The sequence below is a fragment of the Actinoplanes couchii genome (assembly GCF_016862075.1).
In the GTDB taxonomy this organism is placed as follows: domain Bacteria; phylum Actinomycetota; class Actinomycetes; order Mycobacteriales; family Micromonosporaceae; genus Actinoplanes; species Actinoplanes couchii.
The window spans coordinates 16,804-37,129 of record NZ_BOMG01000085.1 but is presented as its reverse complement, the minus strand read 5'-3'; the positions used below and the strand labels follow the sequence as shown (position 1 = coordinate 37,129).

22 protein-coding genes are annotated in these 20,326 nt (G+C 69.2%); 17 read left to right on the top strand and 5 right to left on the bottom strand.

The window, feature by feature from the left end:
* Nucleotides 1-8: 8 nt before the first annotated feature.
* The gene (locus tag Aco03nite_RS34130) at nucleotides 9-557 is read left to right on the top strand and encodes a response regulator (RefSeq protein WP_203802771.1); all 549 of its coding nucleotides are present in this window, start codon (nucleotides 9-11) and stop codon (nucleotides 555-557) included.
* Between the two features lie 116 nt (nucleotides 558-673).
* Nucleotides 674-1,459 (top strand): hypothetical protein, encoded by a 786-nt coding sequence (locus tag Aco03nite_RS34125; RefSeq protein WP_203802768.1) that lies wholly within the window; start codon nucleotides 674-676, stop codon nucleotides 1,457-1,459.
* An 81-nt stretch (nucleotides 1,460-1,540) separates the two neighbouring features.
* On the opposite strand, the gene Aco03nite_RS34120 is transcribed toward Aco03nite_RS34125, so the two are convergent.
* Nucleotides 1,541-1,870, bottom strand: coding sequence for an STAS domain-containing protein (locus Aco03nite_RS34120; RefSeq protein WP_203802765.1), 330 nt, complete (start codon nucleotides 1,868-1,870; stop codon nucleotides 1,541-1,543).
* Nucleotides 1,871-1,996: 126 nt separating this feature from the next.
* On the opposite strand from Aco03nite_RS34120, the gene hemL reads away from it, so the two are divergent.
* From hemL to ccsB, 6 genes are read left to right on the top strand one after another with little or no spacing between them, the layout of a single operon-like run.
* Entirely contained in the window at nucleotides 1,997-3,334 is a 1,338-nt protein-coding gene (gene hemL, locus Aco03nite_RS34115) for a glutamate-1-semialdehyde 2,1-aminomutase (protein ID WP_203802762.1), read from the top strand.
* Nucleotides 3,331-3,993, top strand: a complete 663-nt coding sequence (locus Aco03nite_RS34110; RefSeq protein WP_203802759.1) for a histidine phosphatase family protein — start codon at nucleotides 3,331-3,333, stop codon at nucleotides 3,991-3,993. Before hemL ends, Aco03nite_RS34110 begins: the two co-directional genes overlap by 4 nt.
* On the top strand, nucleotides 3,993-4,553 hold the full coding sequence (locus Aco03nite_RS34105; RefSeq protein ID WP_203802756.1) for a TlpA disulfide reductase family protein: 561 nt from the start codon (nucleotides 3,993-3,995) through the stop codon (nucleotides 4,551-4,553). The genes Aco03nite_RS34110 and Aco03nite_RS34105 overlap by 1 nt, the downstream gene beginning before the upstream one ends.
* The gene (locus tag Aco03nite_RS34100; protein WP_203802753.1) at nucleotides 4,553-5,347 is read left to right on the top strand and encodes a cytochrome c biogenesis CcdA family protein; all 795 of its coding nucleotides are present in this window, start codon (nucleotides 4,553-4,555) and stop codon (nucleotides 5,345-5,347) included. Before Aco03nite_RS34105 ends, Aco03nite_RS34100 begins: the two co-directional genes overlap by 1 nt.
* Nucleotides 5,344-6,954 carry a cytochrome c biogenesis protein ResB gene (gene resB / locus Aco03nite_RS34095; protein WP_203802750.1) on the top strand — a complete coding sequence of 537 codons (1,611 nt, stop codon included), beginning with the start codon at nucleotides 5,344-5,346 and terminating at the stop codon, nucleotides 6,952-6,954. Before Aco03nite_RS34100 ends, resB begins: the two co-directional genes overlap by 4 nt.
* On the top strand, nucleotides 6,954-7,898 hold the full coding sequence (gene ccsB, locus Aco03nite_RS34090; RefSeq protein WP_203802747.1) for a c-type cytochrome biogenesis protein CcsB: 945 nt from the start codon (nucleotides 6,954-6,956) through the stop codon (nucleotides 7,896-7,898). Before resB ends, ccsB begins: the two co-directional genes overlap by 1 nt.
* Here the strand turns inward: ccsB and Aco03nite_RS34085 are convergent, their stop codons facing one another.
* Nucleotides 7,899-8,741, bottom strand: a complete 843-nt coding sequence (locus Aco03nite_RS34085; RefSeq protein ID WP_239145680.1) for a hypothetical protein — start codon at nucleotides 8,739-8,741, stop codon at nucleotides 7,899-7,901.
* A 49-nt stretch (nucleotides 8,742-8,790) separates the two neighbouring features.
* Here Aco03nite_RS34085 and Aco03nite_RS34080 point away from each other — a divergent pair, with 49 nt between their 5' ends.
* The 5 genes from Aco03nite_RS34080 to Aco03nite_RS34065 are packed head-to-tail and all read left to right on the top strand — an operon-like array spanning nucleotide 8,791 to nucleotide 12,515.
* Nucleotides 8,791-10,251, top strand: a complete 1,461-nt coding sequence (locus Aco03nite_RS34080) for a menaquinone biosynthesis decarboxylase (protein WP_203802742.1) — start codon at nucleotides 8,791-8,793, stop codon at nucleotides 10,249-10,251.
* Entirely contained in the window at nucleotides 10,239-11,141 is a 903-nt protein-coding gene (gene mqnP, locus Aco03nite_RS34075; RefSeq protein WP_203802845.1) for a menaquinone biosynthesis prenyltransferase MqnP, read from the top strand. The genes Aco03nite_RS34080 and mqnP overlap by 13 nt, the downstream gene beginning before the upstream one ends.
* Nucleotides 11,142-11,182: 41 nt before the next feature.
* The gene (locus Aco03nite_RS34070; RefSeq protein WP_239145679.1) at nucleotides 11,183-11,380 is read left to right on the top strand and encodes a hypothetical protein; all 198 of its coding nucleotides are present in this window, start codon (nucleotides 11,183-11,185) and stop codon (nucleotides 11,378-11,380) included.
* Complete coding sequence (locus tag Aco03nite_RS53360) at nucleotides 11,356-11,958, top strand: hypothetical protein (protein ID WP_239145678.1); 603 nt, start codon at nucleotides 11,356-11,358, stop codon at nucleotides 11,956-11,958. Before Aco03nite_RS34070 ends, Aco03nite_RS53360 begins: the two co-directional genes overlap by 25 nt.
* Nucleotides 11,892-12,515: a UbiX family flavin prenyltransferase gene (locus Aco03nite_RS34065; protein WP_203802726.1), complete on the top strand. Its 624-nt coding sequence runs from the start codon at nucleotides 11,892-11,894 to the stop codon at nucleotides 12,513-12,515. The genes Aco03nite_RS53360 and Aco03nite_RS34065 overlap by 67 nt, the downstream gene beginning before the upstream one ends.
* On the opposite strand, the gene Aco03nite_RS34060 is transcribed toward Aco03nite_RS34065, so the two are convergent.
* Nucleotides 12,512-12,787, bottom strand: a complete 276-nt coding sequence (locus Aco03nite_RS34060; RefSeq protein WP_203802697.1) for a BldC family transcriptional regulator — start codon at nucleotides 12,785-12,787, stop codon at nucleotides 12,512-12,514. The two genes, Aco03nite_RS34065 and Aco03nite_RS34060, sit on opposite strands and share 4 nt — an antisense overlap.
* Nucleotides 12,788-13,000: 213 nt before the next feature.
* On the opposite strand from Aco03nite_RS34060, the gene Aco03nite_RS34055 reads away from it, so the two are divergent.
* The 4 genes from Aco03nite_RS34055 to Aco03nite_RS34040 are packed head-to-tail and all read left to right on the top strand — an operon-like array spanning nucleotide 13,001 to nucleotide 17,141.
* Entirely contained in the window at nucleotides 13,001-13,450 is a 450-nt protein-coding gene (locus tag Aco03nite_RS34055) for an Lrp/AsnC family transcriptional regulator (protein WP_203802694.1), read from the top strand.
* On the top strand, nucleotides 13,447-14,541 hold the full coding sequence (cds1, locus tag Aco03nite_RS34050; RefSeq protein ID WP_203802691.1) for an L-cysteine desulfhydrase Cds1: 1,095 nt from the start codon (nucleotides 13,447-13,449) through the stop codon (nucleotides 14,539-14,541). The genes Aco03nite_RS34055 and cds1 overlap by 4 nt, the downstream gene beginning before the upstream one ends.
* 24 nt (nucleotides 14,542-14,565) lie before the next feature.
* A complete protein-coding gene (locus Aco03nite_RS34045; RefSeq protein ID WP_203802688.1) occupies nucleotides 14,566-15,810 on the top strand; it encodes a gluzincin family metallopeptidase in 1,245 nt (414 codons plus the stop codon).
* Nucleotides 15,811-15,845: 35 nt separating this feature from the next.
* Nucleotides 15,846-17,141: a hypothetical protein gene (locus tag Aco03nite_RS34040; RefSeq protein WP_203802685.1), complete on the top strand. Its 1,296-nt coding sequence runs from the start codon at nucleotides 15,846-15,848 to the stop codon at nucleotides 17,139-17,141.
* Here the strand turns inward: Aco03nite_RS34040 and Aco03nite_RS34035 are convergent.
* Nucleotides 17,125-17,745 (bottom strand): putative glycolipid-binding domain-containing protein, encoded by a 621-nt coding sequence (locus Aco03nite_RS34035; RefSeq protein ID WP_203802682.1) that lies wholly within the window; start codon nucleotides 17,743-17,745, stop codon nucleotides 17,125-17,127. The two genes, Aco03nite_RS34040 and Aco03nite_RS34035, sit on opposite strands and share 17 nt — an antisense overlap.
* Before the next feature lie 511 nt (nucleotides 17,746-18,256).
* Nucleotides 18,257-20,137, bottom strand: coding sequence for a DEAD/DEAH box helicase (locus tag Aco03nite_RS34030; protein WP_239145677.1), 1,881 nt, complete (start codon nucleotides 20,135-20,137; stop codon nucleotides 18,257-18,259).
* Between the last annotated feature and the right edge of the window lie 189 nt (nucleotides 20,138-20,326).

Sequence of the window (20,326 nt, the reverse complement as noted above, 5' to 3'; positions counted from 1 at the left end):
GAGCGCGGGTGGGTGAGCGTGCCAAGGCGCTACTGGTCGACGACCGGAAGGACAACCTGCTGGCCCTGGAGGCGATCCTCCAAGGGCTGCCGGTGACCGCGGTCGCCGTGGAGAGTGGCGAGGCTGCCCTCAAGCAGCTGCTCACCGACGACTTCGCGGTGATCCTGCTGGACGCGCACATGCCCAACATGGACGGTTTCGAGACGGCCAGCCACATCAAGCGGCGGGAGCGGACCCGGCACGTGCCGATCCTGTTCCTGACCGCGGCCGACCGGGACGCCCAGCTGGCCCTGCGGGGGTACGCGGTCGGTGCCGTCGACTACCTCACCAAACCGTTCGACCCGTGGGTGCTGCGCGCCAAAGTCTCCGTCTTCGTCGAGCTGTGGATGAAGAATCAGCAGCTCAAGGCGCAGGCCGAGATCTCCAAGGAGCGCGAGGCACAGTGGCAGCGGCTGACCGGGACGGTCGACGAGGCCGCCCGGGTGCTGCGGGCCGGTGGCGAGACGGCCGCCGCCGAGGCCCTGGGCCTGCTGGAGAAGGCCCGCTGGGGCGACTGATCCCCGGGGTCCGTTTTTCGGGCGGGCCCAAGTGTGACCTGGCTCACTGTGGACAACTTTGCCAGGCGACCGCGCCACTACCGGGACGTGATCTTCCCGAGTAGGAGCTGCGCGCGATGACGATGGTCGAGGGGGAACTGCGCGCGGCACTGCGCGCGGAGGCGGCGAAGCACCGCCCGGACCGCGAGGCGATGCTCGACCGGATCACCCGGACCGCGGTGCGCAGCCGCCGCGGGAAGGAGCCGTCCCCCCGGCTGCGGATGACCGGCGCCGCCGTCGCGGTGGCGGCGGTGCTCGGTGGTGGCGGGTTCGCCCAGTGGGCCCTGGCCGGTGGCGGTGACCCGGCCCCGGTGCCGACGCCGGTGGTCACGGTGGATCCCTCCCCGAGCGGTCGCCCGACACCGGAAAAGGCCGCACCCAGCGGTACGCCCGGTGCCTCCGCGAGCAGGACGCCGAAGAACAGGCAGTCCAGTCGCCCGCCGACCTCGGAATCCCCGGCCGCCGGGAACTCCAGCGCACCGGCCGATCCCGCGGTTCAGGGCCCGCTCTGGTCCGACGGTTCGGTCGTCCCGGGCGGGGACACCCAGGCCGGCAGCGTGGTGACGGTGAAGACCACCGAGCGGGTGGATGCCCTGGAGGTGACGATCCGGCTCGCGCGTACCGACGGCCTGGTCTCCCGCGGTGGCAGCCAGCAGGTGCCCGGCGCGAGCGTGACCAGCACGGTCGTCGAGGAGGCGGACGCGATCGTCTTCCGGTTCGTGCTCTCCTCCGCCGACCACCTGGAACCGGGGACCTACACCTTCGCTGCGCGGTACACCCATGCCGCGGGCGGGCGGGACGCGAACGGCGACTCGTACCGGGCGACGGCGGCCGGTGTGACGGTCAGCGGTGACTTCGGCTGACGCTGAAGCTGCCGCCGACGCTGGCGACGGTGCTGGCGACTGCGCTGAAGAAAAAGTTATCCACAGGCCTGTCCACAGGGGTCAGCTGTGGCTGCTGATCATCAGCGCGGACCGCAATCCGGTGATGTCGAGCACACGCATCAGGAAGTCGCCGACGTTCGACAGGGCCAGCACGACCTGTGCGTGCTGCGCTTTACGGCTCAGCACCACCAGGGTGCCCAGGCCCTGCGAGTCACAGAAATTGACCCCGGACATGTCCAGCACGATGCGATGGGGCTGGTCATCGCCGAGAATCTCGTTGACCACGACGGACAGCTCGTTGACCGTGAGCACGTCGATCTCCCCGGCGAGCTGGATCACCACCTCGTCGGGTGCACGCTGAACCGCGATGGACAGCTCGGGTCGCTCCACGCAGCTCAGCCTATCCTCTTCGGGGCGAATCAGCCCGTCCGGCGCGGTCAGACCGAGTGCGCGACGACCATGATCCTTTTGATGTGAAGAACCCTCTCGCAATACTCGTTCCATGGCGCTGACAGAATGGGGACTGCTGTGACCACGACATATCCCACCGAGGGACTTCCGTACCCGGAGGACGCCCCGGTCTCCCAGGCCCTGTTCGACCGCGCCCAGGCCATCGTGCCGGGCGGGGTCAATTCACCTGTGCGGGCGTTCCGCGCGGTGGGCGGCACGCCCCGGTTCATGGCCTCGGGCACCGGCCCGTGGCTCACCGACGTGGACGGGCGGCGTTACGTCGACCTGGTCTGCTCCTGGGGCCCGCTGATCCACGGCCACGCCCACCCCGAGATCATCGACGCGGTGCAGAAGGCGGCGGCCCTCGGCACCAGCTTCGGCACCCCCACCGCCGGTGAGGTCGACCTGGCCGAGGAGATCGTCAGGCGTACCCCGATCGACGAGGTCCGGCTGGTCAACTCGGGCACCGAGGCGACCATGACCGCGATCCGGCTGGCCCGGGGATTCACCGGCCGGTCCAAGATCGTGAAGTTCGCCGGCTGCTACCACGGGCACGTGGACGCGCTGCTGGCCGCGGCCGGTTCCGGCGTGGCCACGCTCGGCCTGCCCGACTCGCCCGGCGTGACCGGGGCGGCGGCCGGCGAGACCATCGTCCTGCCGTACAACGACGTCGCCGCCGTTGAATCGATCTTCGCCGCCGAGGGCGATCAGATCGCCGCGATCATCACCGAGGCCGCCCCGGGGAACATGGGTGTGGTCACCCCGCGTGACGGCTTCAACCAGGCCCTGGCCGAGATCGCCCACCGGCACGGCGCGCTGCTCGTCGTCGACGAGGTGATGACCGGTTTCCGGGTCTCCGCGGGCGGCTGGGCCGGGCTGCACCCGGTCGACGCCGACCTGTTCACGTTCGGCAAGGTGATGGGCGGTGGCCTGCCCGCCGCGGCGTTCGGCGGCCGCCGGGAGATCATGTCCCGGCTCGCCCCGGCCGGCCCGGTCTACCAGGCCGGCACCCTGTCCGGTAACCCGCTGGCCTGCGCGGCCGGCCTGGCCTCGCTGCGTCTCGCCGACGAGGCCGCCTACAAACGTCTGGACGAGCTGGCCGGTGTCATCAGCGGCCTCTGCTCGGACGCCCTGAGCGCCGCCGGTGTGCCGCACCGGCTCCAGTTCGCCGGAAACATGTTCTCGATCTTCTTCACCGAGGACGAGGTCGTCGATTACGACTCCGCGAAGACGCAGAACGCGGCCGCGTTCAAGGCGTTCTTCCACACGATGCTGGCCAACGGGGTCTACCTGCCGCCGAGCGCCTTCGAGTCGTGGTTCGTGTCGACGGCGATCGACGACGCAGCACTGAACGTGATCGCCGCCGCGGCACCGCTCGCGGCCCGAGCCGCAGCGGGGGCATGACCTTGAGCGAACCGACCAAGACCACGGTGCACGTGCTGCGACACGGCGAGGTCTTCAACCCGGGCAAGATCCTGTACGGGCGGCTGCCCGACTTCCACCTCTCCGAGCTGGGCCACCAGATGGCCAAGGCGGCCGCCGAGGTGCTGGCCGGCCGGGACATCACGCACCTGGTGTCCAGCCCGCTGGAGCGCGCGCAGGAGACCGCGGCCCCGTTCGCCGCGGAGTTCAAGCTGGACATCACCACCGACGTGCGGCTGATCGAGAGCGCCAACTACTTCGAGGGCAAGAAGGTCTCGGTCGGCGACGGCGCGTTCAGCAACCCCCGGCACTGGTGGGTGCTGCGGGATCCGATCACCCCGTCCTGGGGCGAGGCCTACCTGGTGATCGCCCAGCGGATGTTCGAGGCGGTGCAGGCGGCCCGGGTCGCGGCCGAGGGGCACGAGGCGGTCTGCGTCTCGCACCAACTGCCGGTCTGGACACTCCGGCGCTACATCGAGGGCAAGCGGCTCTGGCACGATCCGCGTAAGCGGGAGTGCGGGCTGGCCAGCCTCACCTCGTTCCGCTTCGAGGGGGCCAAGGTGGTCGGTGTCGACTACTCGGAGCCCGCCGCGCACCTGGTCGCGATGTCCGCGACAGCCAAGACAGCCAAGGGGGCCTGATGCGCCGCCTCGCCGCCGTCGCCATCGCGGCGGTCACCACCGCCGGAGTCCTGAGCGGCTGCGGCGGCGAGGAGAACTGGGCCAAGAAGTGCGCCACCACCAGCCTGGTGGTGGAGTGCGCCCCGGCGGACCGGCCGCTGGTCACCGACGTCACCGGGGAGTTGCTCGGCGGCGGCACCTACGACCTGGCGAACGACCGGGGCAAGGTGGTCGTGGTCAACTTCTGGGGCTCCTGGTGCGCGCCGTGCCGGGCCGAGGCCGACGACCTGGAGAACACCTACCAGGCGACGAAGGACTCCGGTGTCACGTTCGTCGGGGTGAACACCCGCGACACGAAGGACGCGGCGAAGGCGTTCGAGAAGGCCTACCGGGTCACCTACGACAGCATCTTCGACGTGCAGAGTGAGGTCGGCGTGAAGTTCGACGTCACCCAGAACGCCATCCCGAATACCCTGGTGCTGGACCGGCAGGGCCGGATCGCCGCCGCCATCCGCAAGTCGACCACCGAGGGCGAGCTGAAACCCCTGGTCGAGAAGATCGCGGCGGAGGCGACCGGCTGATGACCCCGTTCGAGGGCGCGGTGACCAGCGGGCCGATGCTGCTGGCGATCGGCGCCGCCCTGCTCGCCGGGCTGGTCAGCATCCTGTCCCCGTGCGTGCTCCCGCTGCTGCCAGGCTACCTGTCGTACGTGACCGGCCTGGCCGGTTCCGACATGGAGACCGTGATGGGGCGCGGGGAGACCACCACCGTCACCCTCACCCGGAAACTCACCCTCAAGGGCAAGGTCCTGCTCGGCAGCCTGCTCTTCGTGCTCGGCTTCTCGGCCGTCTTCACGCTGATGGTGACGATGTTCGCGAACGTCTTCCTGCAGCTCTCGGCCAACCAGAGCGTGCTGAACACCATCGGCGGCGTGCTGATCATCGTGCTCGGCCTGATGTACCTCGGCTGGATCCCCGGGCTTCAGCGGGAGGCCCGGATCACCAAGCTGCCCTCGGCCGGGCTGCTCGGCGCCCCGGTCCTCGGTGCGGTCTTCGCGATCTCCTGGACCCCGTGCATCGGCCCGACCCTCGGCGCGATCAACACGCTCGCGGTGACGACCGGGGAGGCCGACCGGGCGGCGATCCTGGCGATCGCCTTCAGCCTCGGGCTGGGCCTGCCGTTTGTGCTCTTCGGGCTCTTCTTCCGCCGGATGCTCGGCGTCTTCACGGCGATCCGACGGAACAGCCAGTGGGTCACCCGGATCGGTGGCGGCCTGCTCATCCTGGTCGGCCTGGCACTGGTCACCGGCGCCTGGAACGACTTCCTGATCTTCCTGCTGACCACATTCGACTTCAATGCGGGGACGCTGCTGTGACAGTCGTCGAGGACCGGCCGGCCACCGCCGAGGCGCCCCGGCCGAAACGACCGAACCGGCTCTGGGCGCTGCTGCGCAACTCGTGGCGCCAGCTGACCAGCATGCGTACCGCGCTGGTCCTGCTCTTCCTGCTCGCGGTCGCGGCGGTGCCCGGCTCGATCTTCCCGCAGCGGGGGGTGAACCGGGAGCGGGTCGCCGAGTACTTCACGAACAACCCGAAGCTGGCCCCGGCGCTGGACCGGTTCTTCGCCTTCGACGTCTACGCCTCGCCCTGGTTCGCGGCGATCTACCTGCTGCTCTTCACGTCACTCGTCGGATGTGTGCTGCCCCGGGTGCGGGAGCACGCGCGCGCTCTGACGGCCGTACCGCCGCAGGCACCCAAGCGGATGGAACGCCTACCGCACCACGAGAGCGGAATCCGGCGCCCGGAGGATCCCGCGGCCGCGGCCGCGGAGATCGCGAAGACGCTGCGCCGCAACCGTTGGCGGACCCGGGCCCGGGAAACCCCGGAGGGCTGGACGGTCTCGGCCGAGAAGGGCTTCCTGAAGGAGACCGGCAACCTCTTCTTCCACATCGCCATGCTCGGGGTGCTGATCGGGGTCGGTTTCGGCCACTGGTACGGCTGGCACGCCAACCGTCTCCTGGTCGAGGGCCAGGACCAGGGCTTCTGCAGCGCTCTGCCACAGTTCGACGAGTCGGTGCTCGGCCCCCGGGTGGAGGCCGGTGACCTGCCGGTCTTCTGCATGCGGATGACCGATTTCGAGTCCACCTTCCAGACCACCGGGCAACCGAAGTCGTTCGAGGCGAGTGTCGATGTGAGCGAGGAGGGCGGCGACTACCGCCAGCGGCGGTTCACCGTCAACGACCCGCTGCGGCTCGACGGCGCCACCATCAACCTGATCGGCCAGGGGTACGCCCCGGTCCTGCGCTTCACCGACCGGTTCGGTGCCCAGCAGACCGCGACGGTGCCGTTCCTGCCCACCGACCTGATGATGACCAGTGAGGGTGTCGTTCAGTTCCCGGACGTCAACGTCGACCCGAACGGCGAACGTGACCCGAAGCTGCAGATGGGCTTCGAGGGGGTCTTCCTGCCGACCGGTGGCACCGATGGCAGCGCCCTCTCCCAGTTCCCGGCCGAGGACAATCCGGTGCTGTACCTCTCCGCCTACCGCGGTGACCTGGGCCTGGACTCCGGCAAACCCGGTTCGGTGTACGCCCTGAACCGCGAGAAGATCGCCGACGGTGATCTCCAGAAGATCAGCGGCGAGCGGCCCTACGTGCTGCGCCCGGGCGAGAAGTGGACCCTGGACGACGGGACCACACTGGAGTTCGTCGGCACCCAGCGGTTCGCCACACTGTCCATCCGGCACGACCCGACCAAGGTGTCATTGCTGATCGGTTCGATCGTCGGGCTGATCGGGCTGATGCTGTCGCTCTACGTGCACCGGCGCCGCGTCTGGTTCCGGGTTCTCCCCGCTCTCCCCGCCGACGGTGAACCGGCGGGCGGTAGCGTGATCGAGTCCGGTGGCCTTCCACGCACCGACTATCCAGGGTTCGGCGATGAGTTCGCGGCGCTCACCCGGCAGATACAAGAAGGGAAACGCTGATGGCGGAGTTGTCCAATCAGCTGATGGCACTGACCGTGCTGGCCTACCTGGCCGCCATGGTCTGCTACGCCGGGGAGTACGCGTTCGGCAAACGCAGTCACATCGGCAAGGCCGCCAACCGGCAGCTGGTCGGGGCCGGAGCGCCTCTTGAAGAGATCCCGGAACCGCCGGCGAAGCGGTCCAAGGGCGACCTGATCGGCCTGATCGCGGTCGGGCTGAACATCCTCGGTCTCGCCCTGCACCTGGGCACCACGGTCACGCGCGGCATCGCGGCCGACCGGATGCCCTGGGGCAACATGTACGAGTACATCCTGTCCACCGCGCTGATCGGCTCCGCGGTCTGGGTGGGTGTGCTGATCCGCAAGCCGGCCGTCCGGCACCTGGGCCTGTTCGCCAGCCTGACCCTGGTGGTGCTGCTGGGCGCGGCCGCGCTGGTCGCCTACACCCCGGTCGGCCCGCTGGTGCCCGCCCTGGAGTCGTACTGGTACGTCTTCCACGTCTCCACGATCATCATCTCGTCCGGGATCTTCCTGGTCGGTGTGGTGCCGGCGCTGACGTTCCTGATCAAGGACGGCTGGGACGCCGGCAAGCGCACCTTCCCGTTCACCCTGGGCCGCCACATCGGTGACGCCGGGGTGCTGGAGCGACTGACCTTCCGCCTGCACGCGTTCGCGTTCCCGCTGTTCACGTTCGGTGCGCTGATCGCCGGGCCGCTGTGGGCCGAGGCGTCCTGGGGCCGCTACTGGGGCTGGGACCCGAAGGAGGTGTGGGCGTTCATCTCCTGGATCGTCTACGCCGCCTACCTGCACGCCCGGGCCACCCCGAGTGTGAAGCGGACCACCGCCACCTGGATCGCGATCGTCGGTTTCGTGACGATGCTGATGAACCTGTTCGGCGTGAACCTGTTCTTCGAGGGCCTGCACTCGTACGCCAACGCCGGCTGATCAATCGGCGCAGTTCGCGGTGGACCAGGTGTCGTACCGGGTCTGCCAGTCCAGACAGAAACCGCCCCGCTTCTGCTGTTCGCCGGGGGCCGTTCCGGTCAGGGTCGCGACGTCGTCGCGCCAGTACCGGGCCGGGCCCCCGCCGGCCGGCCGCAGCCGCACGTTGTCCACGGTCACCTTCGGCATGTCCAGCCGGGTCGGCCGGGTGGCGTCCACGTGCACCTCGACGTACTGCTCGATCTGTGCCGTCGCGCCGATCGGCAGCCGCTGCTGGGTGAGCAGGTTCCACCTGTTGTTCCACCAGAGCCAGGCCCGCCACAGCCCGGTACGGTCCCCGCTGATGTCCAGCCACACCTGGTCGCCGGGGCGTACCGCGTACTGGTCGTAGAACTGCCAGCGGTTGGTGTTGGTGTTGAACGTGTAGACGTGCTGGCGGCCGGGGGAGGCCCAGCCGGTCTCCGCCCAGCCCGCTTCCAGCCAGGCGACCCGGCCGGCGCCCATCTCCTTCTTCGCCATGAACCGGGCGACCAGGAAGTCGTAGGTCTGCGCCCGGACCCCGCCCTTGACCACCGAGAACCGGCCGGACACCCCACCCCACTCGCCGGCCGTCCCGGCGCCGAGATGGTGGTAGCCGCTCGGGGTGACGGCGACCTTCGCGGACTCCACCGGCGGGGCCGCCCGGCAGGCTCCCGGGCTGGCCGGGCTCGCGGCGGAAGCCGGCGCCGTGGTGGACGCCTTCCCCGGTTCGCATTCGGGCAACTGGGTCTCCGGGGCCGCTGTCGCCGGAGCTCCGGCGGCCAGAACGGTCACCAGGCACCAATGGGTCACGTTCCGCAGCTTCATGAACCCCCCAACGCCGTCGGCGGATCAGCAGTGACGGAGACTGGGGGTCATGGCGCCGCGTGGATTCCCCTATGCCGATCTGCAGAGCTTCATCGCCGCCCTCGAGGCCGCGGGTGAGCTGCGTCGAGTGAAAGTGCCGGTGGATCCGACGCTGGAGATCAGCGAGATCGTGACCCGGACGGTGCGGGCCGGTGGTCCGGCGCTGCTCTTCGAGAAGCCGACCCGGGGCGAGATGCCGCTGGTGATCAACCTGTTCGGCACCGAGAAGCGGATGGCGATGGCGCTCGGCGTCGACCACCTGGACGAGATCGGCGCCCGCATCGGCGACCTGGCGAAACCGGAGCTGCCGGTCGGCTGGTCCGGCATCCGGGAGGGCATCGGCAAGGTGCTCCAGCTCAAGTCCCTGCCGCCGAAGAAGGTCAAGACCGCGGAGTGCCAGGAGGTCGTGCTCAAGGGCGACGACGTCGACCTCGGCCTGCTGCCCGGCCTGCAGGTCTGGCCCGGTGACGGCGGCATCTTCCACAACTTCGGGCTGACCCACACCAAGCACCCGGAGACCGGCAAGCGCAACCTCGGCCTCTACCGGCTGCAGCAGCACTCGAAGAACACGCTGGGCATGCACTGGCAGATCCACAAGGACTCGACCGCGCACCACGCGGTGGCCGAGCGCCTGGGCCAGCGGCTGCCGGTCGCCATCGCGATCGGTGCCGACCCGGTGGTGGCCTACTCGGCCAGCGCGCCGCTGCCCGGCGACATCGACGAGTACCTGTTCGCCGGCTTCCTCAAGGGCGAGCGGATCGAGATGGTGGACTGCCTGACCGTGCCGCTGCAGGTGCCCGCGTCGTCGCAGATCGTGCTGGAGGGCTACCTGGAGCCGGGGGAGCGCCTGCCGGAGGGCCCGTTCGGTGACCACACCGGCTTCTACACCCCGGTCGAGCCGTTCCCGGTGCTGCACATCGAGACGATGACGATGCGCAAGAAGCCGATCTACCACTCGATCGTCACGTCCCAGCCGCCGCAGGAGGACCACGGGCTGGGCAAGGCCACCGAGCGCATCTTCCAGCCGCTGCTCAAGATCCTGATCCCGGACATCGTCGACTACGACATGCCGGCCGCCGGGGTCTTCCACAACTGCCTGATCGTGTCGATCCGCAAGCGCTATCCGAAACACGCGCAGAAGGTGATGAACGCGGTCTGGGGCGCGCACCTGATGTCGCTGACCAAGCTGATCGTGGTGGTCGACGAGGACTGTGACGTGCACGACTACCACGAGGTCGCGTTCCGGGCGTTCGGCAACGTCGACTACTCCCGTGACCTGCTGCTCACCGAGGGGCCGGTGGACCACCTGGACCACTCCTCCTACCAGCAGTTCTGGGGTGGGAAGGCGGGGGTCGACGCCACCCGTAAGCTGCCCAGCGAGGGCTACACGCGGGAGTGGCCGGAGTCGATGAAGATGTCTCCCGAGGTGGTCGGCCTGGTGGACAAGCGGTGGAAGGAATACGGGCTGTGACAGCGCTCGACGAGAAGCCCGGCAAGGTCAAGGCGTTCCTGCGGCTGGTGATGATCGAGCACTCGATCTTCGCGTTGCCGTTCGCCTACCTGTCGTCGCTGGTCGCGATCCGGTCCATCGACGACAGCGTCGGCGAGCACTGGCTGGACCTCGTGCTGGTCACGATCGCGATGGTGTCCGGGCGTACCTTCGCGATGGCCGCCAACCGGATCCTGGACCGGAAGATCGACGCCCTCAACCCGCGGACGAAGAACCGGGAGCTGGTCACCGGCGCGGTCAGTGTGCGCACCGCGTGGACCGGGGCCCTGGTCTCGCTGGCGATCCTGATCATCGCGGCCGGGCTGCTCAACCCGCTCTGCCTGGTGCTCTCGCCGCTCGCCGTGATCCCGCTGGTGGTCTATCCGTACGCCAAGCGCTTCACGAACTTCCCGCACTACGTGCTCGCGCTGGCCCAGGCGGTGGCCCCGGTCGGCGCCTGGCTGGCGATCACCGGCACGTTCCAGGGCTCGTGGCCGGCCTGGGTGCTGGGTGTCGCGGTCGGTCTCTGGATCGGCGGGTTCGACATCATCTACGCCTGCCAGGACGTCGAGGTGGACCGGGAGATCGGGGTGCACTCCACCCCGGCCCGGTTCGGCGTGCGGACCGCCCTGCGCATCTCCAGCGTCACCCACGTGCTGACCTTCGGCTTCTACGTCTGGTTCGGCCAGCTGGTGGGGCTGAGCTGGCTGTGGTGGGCGGGACTGGTGCTGACCGCCGGGGCGCTGATCTACCAGCACGTGGTGGTGACCGAGAACGATCTGTCCAAGGTCAACCGGGCGTTCTTCACCGCCAACGGCTTCGTCGCGATCGCGCTGTTCGTCTTCGCCGTACTGGACCTGATCTTTTTCTAGAAACGTGTAACCCGATCGGCCTCGATCTCCGTCTGACGCGCGTGAGCGATAGTGAGGCCGAGTTCCGCGAGTTCGCCGCGGCGCGGATGGAGGCGTTCCGGGGGCTCGCGTACCTCACCTGTGGCGACTGCCGACTGGCTGAGGACGCGGTACTCTCGGCCATGCCGGCCAAGCAGCGGGCGGTGCTGGTGCTGCGCTCCTGGAGGGGCTCAGCGTGCAGCAGACCGCGGCCGCGCTGAAGTGCCCGGAAGGCACCGTCAAGGTCTACACGTCGCGCGGTCTCGACGCGCTCCGCCAGATCCTCGGCCTGAGCGGGCCGAGCGGGAGGCCCGTCATGTCGCTGCCTGATCTGCTGAACGAGGCCGAGACCGGCGCGCCGCCGCCCCGGTACGGGGTCGAGGACGTGCTCCCCGACGGTCCGGCTCCTTCGCCGAGCGTCTCCGGCGTGGCCTTCGCGTTCCACGGCTACCGGACCGGCGGGTACGAGATCGCCGAGGCCTTCGAGGTGTCCCGGGACCGGACCACCGCCCGGATCCACCGGGCCGGGCGACGGCGGTTGCGGGAGGTCGCTGCTCGGCAACCGTTATCTGTACGTCAGCGGGTCGGATCTGCCGCCTGCCGAGATCCGGAAGATCTTCGACTCGACGGTGGTGGCGGCGGACCTGGAGAGCGACGACGGCTGGTATCCGCTGGAAGAGGCGTTCCCCACGTCGGCCGGGTTCACGCCGAAGTAGCGGCACACTTGACCACATGCGTGAACCATGGATCGTCGGTGTCTCCGGGGCGTCCGGCACCCCGTACGCGAAAGCGGTCCTGACCGGCCTTTTTGACGCCGGTGAGGCGGTCGACCTGGTGATCTCCCGGGCGGCCCGGCTCACCCTGCTGGACGAGACCGGTGCGACGGTCCGGGACGCGCACTGGAAGGACGACGTGTCGGCCTGGCTCGGCCGTGATCTCGGCGATCTGGCCTACTGGCCCGCCAACGACCTCGCCGCGGGTCCGAGTAGTGGTTCCTACCCGGCCCGCGGCATGGTGGTGGTTCCGGCCAGTACGGCAGCGTGCGCCGGAATAGCCATCGGTTTGTCGAAAGACCTGTTGCAGCGGTCAGCCGAAGTGAATCTGAAAGAAAGACGTCGCACGGTGGTCGTGCCCCGGGAAACCCCGGTCACCCGTAGTCATCTGGAACACCTCATCGCCTTGCACGATGCCGGTGCCGTGGTGCTGCCGGCCAGCCCCGGATTTTATGGTTCCGGAGCCGGCGCGACCGCACAACAACTGGTCGACTTCGTGGCCGGTAAGGTGCTCGACGCGTTGGGCGTACCCCACACGCTTTTTCGCAGATGGACCGGTGAATTGGGCGAGAGGAACGGCTAACGGAGTCCGTTGGGCGGGCCGTAACCCGACCCCGGATTGGTCGGCCCGTTGTTCCTCGGCTTGTTCGCGGCGTCATCCTCGCGCATTTCCTCGATGACACCATCGCCTTCGAGTAGTGCGCGAACTTCGGATTCACGGAATCGGCGGTGTCCACCCGGAGTGCGGATGCTGCCGATACGGCCTGCGGCGGCCCATCGCGTGACCGTCTTGGGGTCGACGCGGAACAAAGCGGCCACCTCGCCCGGTGTCAGCAGACGATCTCCAGTGTCCACAACCCCCTCCTCGGTTCGGTTATCTGGAGCGGCCGGTGGTCACGGAGAGTGTCGGCATGCTCGATCGGGACGTAAAGCCATTAGAGCACCGCCCCCGAACCAAGTCCGTGAAATGCGGAAAAAGCCCCGATTGCGACAGTGGTCATTATCCTGCCTCCCATTCGTCGCTACCGGGCGTGAAGGTGGGAGCGCCACCCGATTAGGGTTTCAAGCATGGACTCCATCGACCTCCGGCTGATCGACCTGCTACGAGAGAACGCCCGGTCGTCGTACGCCGAACTGGCCCGCAAGGTCGGGCTCTCCGCCCCCGCCGTGCACGAGCGGGTCGGTAAGCTCGAAGCCGCCGGGACCATCCGGGGATACCGGGCCGACGTCGACCACGAAGCGGTCGGGCTCGGTGTCACCGCGTTGATCGGCATCATCGAGGACTCCGGTGCCGACACCGACGACGTGCTCGCCGCCGTGCGGGCCATGCCCGAGGTGGAGAGTTGCTATTTCATGGCCGGCGTCGAGTCCTACCAGCTGACCGTGCGGGTGGGCACGATCGCGGAGTTGGAGCAGCTGATCGTGCGGATCAACCGGGCCCCCGGGGTGGCCTCGACCCGGACCGCGATCGCGCTCTCCACCAAGTGGGAGAACCGGCCGCAGCCGGGGCAGGCATGATCACCGACTTCGGGCGCACCGAGCGCGTCACCCGGGACTGGGCCCGCACCGCCATCGGCCAGGTCGAGGCCGACGCCAACCGGTCCGCCGACACCCACCTGCTGCCGTTCCCGCTGCCCGCCGAGTGGGGTGTCGACCTGTACCTCAAGGACGAGTCCTCGCACCCCACCGGCTCCCTCAAGCACCGGCTGGCCCGGTCGCTGTTCCTCTACGCGCTCTGCAACGGCTGGATCGGCCCGAGCACCACGGTCGTCGAGGCGTCGTCCGGATCCACGGCGGTCAGCGAGGCGTACTTCGCGCGGATGCTGGGCCTGCCGTTCATCGCGGTGATGCCGGCCGCCACGTCGCCGGAGAAGATCTCGCTGATCGAGTTCCAGGGCGGCCGATGTCACCTGGTGCCGGACGCGACCCAGGTGGTGCCGGAGGCGCGACGGCTCGCGGCCGAGCTCGGCGGGCACTTCATGGACCAGTTCACCTACGCCGAGCGGGCCACCGACTGGCGTGGCAACAACAACATCGCCGAGTCGATCCACCACCAGATGAGCCGGGAGCGGCATCCCGTACCGGCGTGGATCGTGATGGGCGCCGGGACCGGCGGGACCAGCGCGACCATCGGCCGGTACGCCCGGTACCAGCGTCTGGACACCAAGGTCTGCGTTGTCGACCCCGAGGGGTCCGCGTTCTGGCAGGCTTATCTCGCCGGCGACTGGACGGTCGCGACCGGCACCGGCTCCCGCATCGAGGGCATCGGCCGGCCCCGCGTCGAGCCGTCCTTCCAGCCCTCGGTGGTGGACCGGATGATCCACGTGCCGGACGCCGCCTCACTGGCCGCCATGCGGGCCGGCTCGGCCGTGCTGGGCCGGCGACTCGGCGGGTCGACCGGCACCAACCTGTGGGGATCGTTCCGGCTGATCGCCGAGATGCTCGCCGCCGGGCGGACCGGATCGGTGATCACGCTGATCTGTGACGGCGGCGAACGGTACGCCGACACCTACTACTCGGACGAGTGGGTGGAGGCCCAGGGGCTCGATCTCACGAACCCGGCGGGCGTCATCCGCGATTTCCTCGACAACGGTGGATGGCCTGGATAGAAGGTCGTGGTTAGATCCTCCACCATGGGGGTTCGAGCACGAGCATTGTGGATCAGCGGGCTGGCGGTCGCGGTGGGGGCCGGAGCCTTCCTGTTGCGGCCGTCGACGCCCGCAGCCGCCCCGGCCGTGGCTTTGTCCGTCCCGCCACCCGCGTCGGCTACCCCGCTGGAAAAAGTCCGATTCATTCTGGAAAAGCAGGAAAAGGCGCTCGTCGACGGCGATGAGAAGGCCTGGCTCGCCCCGGTCGACGCCAAACTCCAGGGCCGTTACCGGGCGATCTTCCGGAATCTGCGGGCACTCGACCTGACCCAGGCGGAGCTGGAGTTCGACGATCAGCCGGACATGACCGGCACCACGATGGTGGTCCGGATCCGGCTCAGCTACTGCTTCGACGGCGTCGAGTGCATGCTCAGCCAGACCGCGGATCACGGCAGCGCGCCCGACGTCGTCCACAAGCTCACCTGGACCGTGCGGGACGGCGCGTACCAGCTCACCGGGATCGCCGACTCCGGCATCGCCAACGGCCTGGAGCCGGCGCCCTGGGAGGACAAGGCCCTGAGCATCGTCCGGGGCCCGCGGGTGACCCTGGCCGCGCCGGCGTCGACGGCCGGGCAGCTGGACCGCTTCCTCCCGCTCGCCGAGAAGGCCGCGGTCGTCGCCGACCGGTACGCCGGGAAGCTGGGCAATCCGCAGCCCCGGTACCGGATCTATCTGGCCGACAAGAAGAGCTGGAACAGCTGGTACAGCAAGGCCGACCCGGGGAAGCTGACCGCCGCCTACCACCTGCTGATCGGCTGGACCGGGAGTGACACCGTCGTCCACACCGAGCTGGTCCGGCCCGGGACGGACGCCGAGATCACCGCGCTGCTCCAGCACGAGCTGACGCACGGTGTGACGCTGAACGGCAACAAGGACCAGAGCGGCGGGCCGTTGTGGCTGGTCGAGGGCATCGCCGAGTACATCGGCAACCTGCCGCGCCAGCCGAAGGCCACCGACAGCCGCTACTTCGTCCGCGGCCCACGGACGATCGCGGTGGCGCCGGTCGCCGACGACGCGGACTCGGCGACCGTCAGCAACCTCTATGCCACCGGGCACTTCGCCGTCGGGTGCATGGCCGCGAAATACGGCGAGCCGAAGATGCTCGACTTCGTCGCCCGGGTGGTGCGAAAGGGACAGGGATTGGATCCGGCCGCCCGCGCCGCGTTCGGCAAACCGTTCAAAACCGTCGATAAAGCTTGTGTGAGCTGGATCAAGCAGCAAATCGGATAGTGAGCCGGATCGGCCGCGTGGTTAGATTCCCGATCATGGATGAGAGCCCGCCGCGGAAGAAGCCGTTGGTGCCGGTTGCCGGTCTGGTGATCGCGGTGCTGACCGCCAGTGTCGTCGGGCTCTGGCCGGACGGTGCGGAGGCGGCCGTCGCGACCCCGGTCGCCTCGGTGTCCGCCCCGGCTCCGGAGCCGTCCCGGGCACTCACCCCGTTCGAGCAGGTGAGCAGCCAGGTCGACGCCCAGAAGCTGGCGCTGCTCAAGGGCGACGAGGCGGGCTGGCTCGCCCCGATCGACAAGAAGCTGCAGCCGCGCTACCGGACGATCTTCAAGAACCTGCGGGCGCTCGACCTCACCTCCGCCGACATGGGCATCGACGGCGAGCTGACCGAGAAGGGCGCCACGCTGACCGGCAAGGTCGGGCTCACCTACTGCTTCAGCGGCGTCGCCTGCCCCGCCTACCGGCTGGACCCCACCGGCGGGGCGCCGAAGATCATCCACAAGATCACCTGGACGTCCCGCGGCGGCTCCTGGGTGATCACCAGGATGGCCGACTCCGGGGTCAGCAACTACCTGCAGCCGGCCCCGTGGGAGAACACCGCGCTGACCGTCGCCGCGGGCGAGCGGGTCATCGTGGCCGGCCCCAAGTCGCAGGCCGCCAACGTCAAACGGGTCCTGCCGCTCGCCGAGAAGGCCGCCGCCGTCGCCGACCGTTACGCCGCGCAACTGAACAATCCGCGGGCCAAATACCGGATCTACTTGGCCGACAACAAGATGTGGAAGAGCTGGTACGCCGGAGCGGCACCACCCTGGTCGGTCGCCTATCACCTGCAACTCAACAACACCGGCAGCGACATCGTGGTGAAAGCGAGCAAGGTGATGCCGGAGGGAAACCGTTACATCACCGAGGTCATCCAGCACGAACTCGGCCATTCCGTCACCCTCGACGGCAACCACAATCGCGACGCCGAGAAAGACCAGTGGCTGACCGAGGGCGTCGCCGAATACATCGGTTACCAGCCCGGCAAACCGCAGAACGGCTACAGCGGCGACGCGCTGCGGTTCGTCCGCTCCCGGGGCCGTGCGGTGAAGACCATCGCGGTTCCGTCGCTCACCGAGAAATCCGACGACCTTGCCGTCACCAGGCTCTACGCCACCGGCCACTTCGCGGTCGCCTGCATGGCCGAGAAGTACGGTGAACCGAAGATGCTGAACTTCGTCCAAATGGTGCTGCACAGCGGAGTGGAACGGGACGCGGCATCCCAGGCCGTCTATGGAAAACCCTTCGCCGCCGTCGACAAGGCGTGCGTGAGCTGGATCAAGCAGAAGCTGTGACCCGCCGCGCCAGCCCCGGATAATCGACCACAAAACCGTCGGCGTCGTACTCCAGATCGGCGCTGAAGGTCTCACTCGCGAACCGGACCCGATCGCCGCCCAGCGGGGTGTAGATCTGATCCCCCTGCACCACCTCCAGGCTCGGCACCAGAACCAGCGCGACACTGATCCGATGCGACACCCCGGGCTCGGCGCCCCGCAGCCCCAGCCGCCTGATCGGTAGCGCGGTGAACAGCGCCGACCCGGCCAGATCCACGTCGAACGCCCCGTACAACAGATCAGGATCGGCACAGCCCGGCTGCCCGGCGCGCGCATGCCCCGCTTCCACCAGGGCCGCGTCCAGATCACCCTGCTCCGAACCGGTCACCCGCCAGCGGCCCGCGGCCAGCTCCAGCCGCACCGTCCGGGTCCAGCCGGCGCCCTCGGTGGAGACCTCGGCGCGCGCGGTCACCCCGCCAGGATCGGTCAGCACCTGATAGCGACAGACGAACGGAACCGGCGCGGCGGTCAGCATCGTGCCGCGAACAAAACCGTCCCCGGAAAGAACATGCTCCGCCCCGGGAACGTCGTCACGCTCCCAGAACAACGCGGTCGCCAGCGCCATGCCGGTAACGTACCCGCTCCCGTAGGTCCTTTCACTTCTTTCACTTCTTTCACTGCAAAGATCAAATTCCCTTTTCCGGTACGAGTGGGCAGAGTCCAGTGGCGGCCCCGCAAGGCAGGACGCCACCCCGGACCGACCCGCGACCGCCGGGCCCGGGAGCGGTGGTCACCCCGCCCCGTGGCCACCGGGCGCCGTCCCCGCCCGTCGACGTGATGGCCATGCGCCGCCACCGTCCGCCGAGATGGATGCCGTGCGCCGTCTCCGCCCCCGAGGTGGATGCCATGCGCTGCCACCGTCCGTCGCGCCCCGCCCTGTGGTCACCTCGGACGGGCGGCGCTCTTGTCACGCGTACGCGGAAAGCGGCGTTCTTCTTGCGTCGTCGGCTTGGGTTTTTGCGTGGGGAAGTCGGTGTGTTTTCGGTGGAACGGGCGAAGCCCCGGCCCGCTGTCTCGCGGGTCGGGGCTTCGCCTTCGACTGGTGTTGCTGCGTGCTTACGTCTCCGTGCTGTGGATCAGTAGCTGCGGGCCGGGCGGGAGGTGCCGTGACGGCCGCTCGGGCCCTCGCGACGGTCGCCGCCGCCGAACGAACGCTGGCCGCCGCCGGCGCTGTGGCCGTCCCGGCGCTGGCCGGTCGGGCGGTCACCGAAGGAACGCTGCGGACGGTCGCCGAACGAGCGCTGCGGGCGGTCACCGAACGAGCGGTCACCCTGGCCCTGCGGCCGGTCGCCCTGAGGGCGGTCGCCGTAGGAACCCTGCGGACGGTCACCGTACGAACGGTCGCCCTGCGGGCGGTCGCCGTAGGAACGCTGCGGCCGGTCGCTGTACGAACCCTGCGGGCGGTCGCCGTAGGAGCGCTGCGGCCGGTCGCCGAACGAGCGGTCGCCCTGGGGACGGTCGCCGTAGCCACCCTGCGGGCGGTCACCGTACGAACCCTGCGGGCGGTCGCCGTAGGAACGCTGCGGGCGGTCGCCGAACGAACGCTCGTTGCGGTCGCCGTAGCCACGCTGGGGCCGGTCACCGTACGAACGCTGCGGGCGGTCGCCACGGGGACGGTCGCCGAAGCGGCCACGGCCACCGGAACGCTCACGACGAGGCTCCGGCTCCTCCACCACCGGGATACCACTGGGCTCACGCGCACCGGTGACCTCGGCCAGCTTCTCGTCGCCGAGACGGACGCGGAACTCGCCCGGGTTGACGCCGGCCTTGGACATCATCGCCTGGGTGGTGCGGCGCTGCTTCGGCAGAACCAGCGTCACGACCGAGCCGGACTCGCCGGCCCGTGCCGTACGACCGGCGCGGTGCAGGTAGTCCTTCGGGTCCTTCGGCGGGTCCACGTGCATGACCAGAGAGATGCCGTCGACGTGGATGCCGCGCGCCGCCACGTCCGTCGCGACCAGGACGTTCGTCCGGCCTTCCTTGAACTCGGCGAGCGTGCGGGTGCGGACCCGCTGCGTCTTGCCACCGTGCAGGGCACCGGCCCGGACACCGACCGCGGCGAGCTGCTCGACCAGCCGGTCGACGCCCATCTGGGTGCGGGCGAAGACGATGGTCTTGCCGTCCCGGTTCGCGATCCACGAGGTGATCGGGAACTTGTCGGCCGGCGGGATCAGCAGCATGTGGTGTTCCATGGTGGACACGCTGGCCTCGGCCGGAGCCGTGGAGTGCGTCACCGGGTCGGTCATGAACCGCTTGACCAGGGTGTCGACGTCACCGTCCAGAGTGGCCGAGAACAGCAGGCGCTGCGCGGTCGCCGGAGTCTTGGACAGCAGGTCGGTGACCTCGGGCAGGAAGCCCATGTCGGCCATCTGGTCGGCCTCGTCGAGAACGGTGACCTCGACGTCGTCGAGGCGGCAGGCGCCCCGCTCGATCAGGTCGCCGAGACGACCCGGAGTGGCGACGATCACCTCGACGCCGCGGCGCAGCGCGTCCATCTGGCGGTCGTAGGGAACCCCGCCGACCGCGGTCTTCAGGAAGACGCCGACGGCCCGGCCGACCGGCATCAGCGAGTCGGCGACCTGCATCGCCAGCTCACGGGTCGGAACCAGGATCAGAGCCTTCGGGTAGTGCGGGCGAGCCCGGCCACCCTTGGAGACACGAGCCAGCACCGGCAGGCCGAAGGCGAGCGTCTTGCCCGAACCGGTCTGGCCGCGGCCCAGGACATCCCGGCCGGCCAGCGCGTCCGGCACGGTCGCGGCCTGGATCTCGAACGGGGTGGTGATGCCCTCACGGCTCAGCACGCGGACGATCTCGGCCGGGAGACCGAGGTCGGCGAAGCTGGGGGCCGCGGGAGTGTCGGACGTCTCGGTGACGGCCGTCTCAGGGGCTTCGATGTCGGGGGTGTTGCCGTTGTCGATGACGGACGGGAACGTGCTGGAATCAGCGAAAGTGGTCAAGAGAACCTCTCTACGGGGGCGCATGCTCGCGAATGGCCCGCCGCGGTCACAGTCGACCGCCCGCTGAAATGCCCGCAAGAACGCCCGTGGCGTGCACCCGGGGGGCACGCCGCGTCAATAACTACCATCAGTGTACGGGTCAACGTCGAGACCGCCGCCCGCATTCCATCCGGGTAGTGGGCTCGCTCA

Bases quoted from the DNA above. Each gene is read 5' to 3' on its own strand.
- Aco03nite_RS34125 (WP_203802768.1), top strand. From the start codon at position 674: ATGACGATGGTCGAGGGGGAACTGCGCGCGGCACTGCGCGCGGAGGCG.
- hemL (WP_203802762.1), top strand. From the start codon at position 1,997: ATGGGGACTGCTGTGACCACGACATATCCCACCGAGGGACTTCCGTAC.
- Aco03nite_RS34110 (WP_203802759.1), top strand. From the start codon at position 3,331: ATGACCTTGAGCGAACCGACCAAGACCACGGTGCACGTGCTGCGACAC.
- Aco03nite_RS34105 (WP_203802756.1), top strand. From the start codon at position 3,993: ATGCGCCGCCTCGCCGCCGTCGCCATCGCGGCGGTCACCACCGCCGGA.
- Aco03nite_RS34100 (WP_203802753.1), top strand. From the start codon at position 4,553: ATGACCCCGTTCGAGGGCGCGGTGACCAGCGGGCCGATGCTGCTGGCG.
- ccsB (WP_203802747.1), top strand. From the start codon at position 6,954: ATGGCGGAGTTGTCCAATCAGCTGATGGCACTGACCGTGCTGGCCTAC.
- Aco03nite_RS34085 (WP_239145680.1), bottom strand. From the start codon at position 8,741: ATGAAGCTGCGGAACGTGACCCATTGGTGCCTGGTGACCGTTCTGGCC.
- Aco03nite_RS34080 (WP_203802742.1), top strand. From the start codon at position 8,791: ATGGCGCCGCGTGGATTCCCCTATGCCGATCTGCAGAGCTTCATCGCC.
- Aco03nite_RS34065 (WP_203802726.1), top strand. From the start codon at position 11,892: ATGCGTGAACCATGGATCGTCGGTGTCTCCGGGGCGTCCGGCACCCCG.
- Aco03nite_RS34055 (WP_203802694.1), top strand. From the start codon at position 13,001: ATGGACTCCATCGACCTCCGGCTGATCGACCTGCTACGAGAGAACGCC.
- cds1 (WP_203802691.1), top strand. From the start codon at position 13,447: ATGATCACCGACTTCGGGCGCACCGAGCGCGTCACCCGGGACTGGGCC.
- Aco03nite_RS34045 (WP_203802688.1), top strand. From the start codon at position 14,566: ATGGGGGTTCGAGCACGAGCATTGTGGATCAGCGGGCTGGCGGTCGCG.
- Aco03nite_RS34040 (WP_203802685.1), top strand. From the start codon at position 15,846: ATGGATGAGAGCCCGCCGCGGAAGAAGCCGTTGGTGCCGGTTGCCGGT.
- Aco03nite_RS34035 (WP_203802682.1), bottom strand. From the start codon at position 17,745: ATGGCGCTGGCGACCGCGTTGTTCTGGGAGCGTGACGACGTTCCCGGG.